Source organism: Methyloceanibacter marginalis, from assembly GCF_001723295.1.
In the GTDB taxonomy this organism is placed as follows: domain Bacteria; phylum Pseudomonadota; class Alphaproteobacteria; order Rhizobiales; family Methyloligellaceae; genus Methyloceanibacter; species Methyloceanibacter marginalis.
The window spans coordinates 1-4,333 of record NZ_LPWD01000265.1; the positions used below are offsets into that span (position 1 = coordinate 1).

A 4,333-nucleotide genomic window follows, 5' to 3' on the forward strand; every position below is an offset into this window, starting at 1 on the left:
GCGGCAAGCTTGCCGGCACCGGCGCGCATTCCTACACGGCGGGCGATGCCACCAAGGGCTCCGAAGAAGCCGAGAAGTACCAGAAAGCAAGCTAGGCCACGCGCCGTGTTTGCATGAACCCCCGTGCGCTATGGGCCACCGCATTCTCATCCGGTCCCTTGGCGCGCGGGGCTTTTCTACGTCTCACGACGTCTCGCGCATTACGACGCATGTCACGGCGCTGTCACGCGCCGCGCACAACCGGCGGGATCGGCCGAAACGTGTGCCACCGCGACGCAAGAGCCCTTGCGATACGTGCGAAGCCCGGCCAGACTAGCGGCAATAAACACGACAAAGCGATTTCCAGGGGGGATTTGACGTATGACGACCGCAGCACAAGCGGACTCCGGGGGCATTTTTCATTGGCTCGACCGGTCGCACACGGTGGCCAAGCCGGGCTTCAGCCGCTGGCTTGTCCCGCCTGCCGCACTTTGCGTGCATCTCTGCATCGGCCAGGTCTACGCTTTCAGTGTGTTCAATCTGCCGATGACCAGACTCATCGGCATCACCGAATCCGCCCCTGACGATTGGAAGCTCACCGAGCTCGGCTGGATCTTCTCCATCGCCATCGTGTTCCTCGGGCTCGCCGCAGCGTTCACCGGAACCTGGCTCGACCGCGTCGGTCCGCGCAAGGCGATGTTCACCGCCGCGTTGTGTTTCGGCGGCGGCTTTCTCATTTCCGCGCTCGGTGTTTACCTGCACCAGCTCTGGATCGTCTATCTCGGCTACGGCGTGCTCGGCGGTTGCGGCCTCGGTCTCGGCTATATTTCGCCGGTGAAGACGCTCATCACCTGGTTCCCCGATCGCCCCGGCATGGCTACGGGCATGGCCATCATGGGCTTCGGCGGCGGGGCGATGATCGCTTCGCCCCTTTCGGTCTGGCTGATGCAGTACTTCTCCAGCCCCACCGATGTCGGCGTAACCGGCACCTTCATCACCATGGGCCTCATCTACATCTTCTTTATGATGGTGGGCGCCACGATCGTCCGCGTCCCCCCCGAGGGCTGGGCGCCGGAGGGCTATGTGGCGCCGGCCAAGGCCAAAAAGCTGGTCACCACATCCCACGTCCACGTGGACGAGGCGCTCAAGACCTCGCAATTCTATCTTCTGTGGGGCGTGCTCTGCCTGAACGTGACGGCGGGAATCGGCGTGCTCGGCCAAGCCTCCGCCATGAGCCAGGAAATGTTTCCCGGCCAGATCACGGCCGCAGCGGCGGCAGGCTTCGTCGGCTTGTTGAGCCTGTTCAACATGCTCGGCCGCTTCTTCTGGGCCTCGACCTCGGACTATATCGGCCGGCGCAACACCTACATGATCTTCTTCGCGCTGGGCCTGGCGCTCTACGCCGCCGTGCCCTGGACGGGCCAGACCGGCTCGATCGTTCTGTTTGTGCTGTTCTACTGTGTCATCATGACCATGTATGGCGGCGGCTTCGCCACCATCCCCGCTTATCTCAGGGATGTCTTCGGCGTCCGCTATGTCGGCGCGATTCATGGCCGCCTGTTGACCGCATGGTCCACCGCGGGCGTTCTGGGGCCGGTGCTCGTCAACTACATCCGCGAATACCAGATCAACAACGGCGTGCCCAAAGCCGACGCCTATTCGGTCACCATGTACATCATGGCCGGATTGCTCCTGGTGGGCTTCATTCTGAACTGGCTGATGCGGCCCGTGCACGACAAACACCATATGACCGAGGCCGAGCTAAAGGCTTCAATGGAGGGATGATGACCGCCGACCATCACGAAGACGTCTCGGGCGCGAACAAGATCAAGCTCGTGCTCGCCTGGTCGTTCGTTGGGATTCCGCTGATTTGGGGTGTCTACAACACCCTGGCCCAGGCGGCCCTGCTGTTCCAATAGGCTCGAAATCCGCGAAAGACGCTGCTTTGAGCGGTCCGGCGCACGCCAAAAAACACCGAATGATCGCTATCTCATTGTTGCGGATATATTTTTCTTGTCAGAATTCGTTAATGCGGCTTTCAGAATGCGTTCATGGACGCTTCATGCGGCTCTCATCCCCATACCCCATTATCTAGCCTTGAAGTTCACCGAAGGAGACGACCATGAAAGAGTGGCTGAAGCCTGAGATCACCGAGTCCGAAGCTGGTATGGAAGTGACTTCTTATCTTCCGGCTGACTCGACCGCGCTTAATTCGCGCTGATCTAGCAAGTTTTCAAGAATGGCGGTCCCAGCGATAGCGGGGCCGCCATTTTTCGTTGTGCGTGCTGCTGCCTGGCCCTTCCGCCTGCGACAAACTGTCAGGATCCCATAATCTCGCTGTCAGATGCCGTTCATGGTCGCTTCATGCGGTTCTCATCCGCGCTCCCCATTCTCTAAGGGTAGCCAACGAAAGGAGACGACCATGAAAGAGTGGCTGAAACCCGAGATTACCGAGTCTGAAGCTGGCATGGAGGTCACCTCCTATCTTCCGGCTGAGCTCGACCGCGCTTAATTAGCGCTCAGACGAACTCTACGTTTTCGCTGAAATGGCGGCCCTTGCGAGATGCGGGGCCGCCATTTTGGTTTCCTGCCCCGGAATTCCGGTGCCTCCAAGGTTTCCGGCGCCCTCAAGTGGGGTGACAGCCTCCCCCCGCGAAATTAGGTCCGCACCCGCCAGACGGCCCCCTCCTGACCGTCTCCCGCTACATTTTGCGAGAAGGTGCGACCCCATGTCCTGGGCTTATCTTTTGCTTGCCGGACTGTTCGAGATCGGCTTCGCCTCCACCCTGAAGCTCACCGAAGGCTTCACCAAGCTCTGGCCGACGTTGATTTTCGCCGCTTGCATTCTTTTAGGCTTCCTTTTCCTCGAAAAGTCGCTGAAGGAAATCCCCCTCGGCACGGCCTACGCGATTTGGACCGGGATTGGCGTCGCCGGCACTGCCATTGTCGGCATCCTCGTCTATAAGGAGCCGGCCACGGCGCTGCGGCTGTTCTTCATCGTCACGCTGATCGGCTCCATCATAGGCCTCAAATACGCAACCCCGACCCAATGACCAACCAAGACAAGATCGACCGGACCGTCACCGGCAATTATTTCGAGGACTTCACGCTCGGCCAGAAGATCGTGCATGCGACCCCGCGCACGGTCACGGTCGGCGATACGAGCGTCTACACCGGGCTCTATGGCGGGCGCTTCGCCGTGCAGTCCTCGGATGCGTTCGCGCAATCGATCGGCTATCCGCGCTCGCCCATCGACGACATGCTGGTGTTCCACTTCGTCATCGGCAAGACCGTGCCGGACATCTCGCGCAACGCGATCGCCAATCTCGGCTACGCCGAGTTCCGTTTCGAGAAGCCCGTCTATCCCGGCGACACCATCGCCTCGGTGTCCGAGGTCATTGGCGTCAAGCAGAACTCGAGCGGCAAGAACGGCACCGTCTACGTCCGCACCACCGGGCGCAACCAGAACGGCGCCGTGGTGCTGGCCTTCAAGCGCTGGGTGATGGTCACCAAGCGCGATCTCGACGCGCCGGCGCCGGAGACCGTCATCCCGGACAACGAGAAAAGCGTCGAGCCGGAGACGCTCGGCAAGGCGCTGCCTCCCCTCAAGCTCACCGTGTACGACTACGCGCTCGCCGGCTCGCCGCGCCGCTGGGAGGACTATTCCGTCGGGGACAAGATCGACCATGTGGACGGCCAGACCATCGAGGAGGCCGAGCACCAGATGGCGACGCGTCTTTACCAGAACACCGCGCGCGTGCATTTCAACCAGCACCGCGAAAGTCAGGAGCGCTTCGGCCGCCGCCTCGTTTATGGCGGCCACATCATCTCCATCGCCCGAAGCTTGAGCTTCAACGGCCTCGCCAACGCCTTTCATGTGCTCGGGCTGAACGGCGCACGCCACGCCGCACCGTCCTTCGCCGGCGATACCATCTATGCCTGGAGCGAGGTGCTCGACAAAGCCGAGTTGCCGGGCCGCTCGGACATGGGCGCGCTGCGCTTGCGCACCTTCGCCGTCAAGGACCGCGCTTGCGCCGATTTCCCGGGCGTTAAGGATGACGGCAGTCTCGAAGAGGGCGTTGTCCTCGACATGGATTACTGGGTAGCCCTCCCGCGCTAGATGCAACTCCGCTAGGGTGTGTGCGTTGGGTTGGCGAGAGGAACACGGACCAGGAGGCGGATCATGACCCCCAAGACTTTTTGGCGCGCAAGCGCCCTTGCTGCCGGACTGACCTTTGCCATCCCGGCATTCGCCGCCGATCAGGCAACTGCGGTTCTGATGGACCCTGACGGTAAGGAGGTCGGCAAGGTAACGCTCACCGCCGTGCCCACCGGCGTGCTGCTCGACGCCGAC

At 61.6% G+C, this 4,333-nt stretch carries 6 protein-coding genes and 1 pseudogene; all 7 read left to right on the forward strand.

Features of this window, described 5'->3' with window-relative positions; all coding sequences use genetic code 11:
* Positions 1 to 95, forward strand: a pseudogene (locus AUC71_RS21205) (formate dehydrogenase); the annotation flags it as partial.
* Between the two features lie 265 nt (positions 96 to 360).
* Complete coding sequence (locus AUC71_RS10155) at positions 361 to 1,764, forward strand: L-lactate MFS transporter (RefSeq protein ID WP_069624169.1); 1,404 nt, start codon at positions 361 to 363, stop codon at positions 1,762 to 1,764.
* Positions 1,761 to 1,898: an MFS transporter small subunit gene (locus AUC71_RS10160; RefSeq protein WP_069624170.1), complete on the forward strand. Its 138-nt coding sequence runs from the start codon at positions 1,761 to 1,763 to the stop codon at positions 1,896 to 1,898. The genes AUC71_RS10155 and AUC71_RS10160 overlap by 4 nt, the downstream gene beginning before the upstream one ends.
* A gap of 203 nt (positions 1,899 to 2,101) precedes the next feature.
* On the forward strand, positions 2,102 to 2,200 hold the full coding sequence (pqqA, locus tag AUC71_RS17805; RefSeq protein ID WP_083238261.1) for a pyrroloquinoline quinone precursor peptide PqqA: 99 nt from the start codon (positions 2,102 to 2,104) through the stop codon (positions 2,198 to 2,200).
* 201 nt (positions 2,201 to 2,401) lie between these two features.
* A complete protein-coding gene (gene pqqA, locus AUC71_RS10165; protein ID WP_045363338.1) occupies positions 2,402 to 2,491 on the forward strand; it encodes a pyrroloquinoline quinone precursor peptide PqqA in 90 nt (29 codons plus the stop codon).
* A gap of 217 nt (positions 2,492 to 2,708) precedes the next feature.
* Positions 2,709 to 3,032 carry a DMT family transporter gene (locus tag AUC71_RS10170; RefSeq protein ID WP_069624171.1) on the forward strand — a complete coding sequence of 108 codons (324 nt, stop codon included), beginning with the start codon at positions 2,709 to 2,711 and terminating at the stop codon, positions 3,030 to 3,032.
* Positions 3,029 to 4,099 (forward strand): MaoC family dehydratase, encoded by a 1,071-nt coding sequence (locus AUC71_RS10175; RefSeq protein WP_069624172.1) that lies wholly within the window; start codon positions 3,029 to 3,031, stop codon positions 4,097 to 4,099. The genes AUC71_RS10170 and AUC71_RS10175 overlap by 4 nt, the downstream gene beginning before the upstream one ends.
* Positions 4,100 to 4,333: the final 234 nt, after the last annotated feature.

Coding starts and splice junctions, on each gene's coding strand:
- AUC71_RS10155 (WP_069624169.1), top strand. CDS start 361: ATGACGACCGCAGCACAAGCGGACTCCGGGGGCATTTTTCATTGGCTC.
- AUC71_RS10160 (WP_069624170.1), top strand. CDS start 1,761: ATGATGACCGCCGACCATCACGAAGACGTCTCGGGCGCGAACAAGATC.
- pqqA (WP_083238261.1), top strand. CDS start 2,102: ATGAAAGAGTGGCTGAAGCCTGAGATCACCGAGTCCGAAGCTGGTATG.
- pqqA (WP_045363338.1), top strand. CDS start 2,402: ATGAAAGAGTGGCTGAAACCCGAGATTACCGAGTCTGAAGCTGGCATG.
- AUC71_RS10170 (WP_069624171.1), top strand. CDS start 2,709: ATGTCCTGGGCTTATCTTTTGCTTGCCGGACTGTTCGAGATCGGCTTC.
- AUC71_RS10175 (WP_069624172.1), top strand. CDS start 3,029: ATGACCAACCAAGACAAGATCGACCGGACCGTCACCGGCAATTATTTC.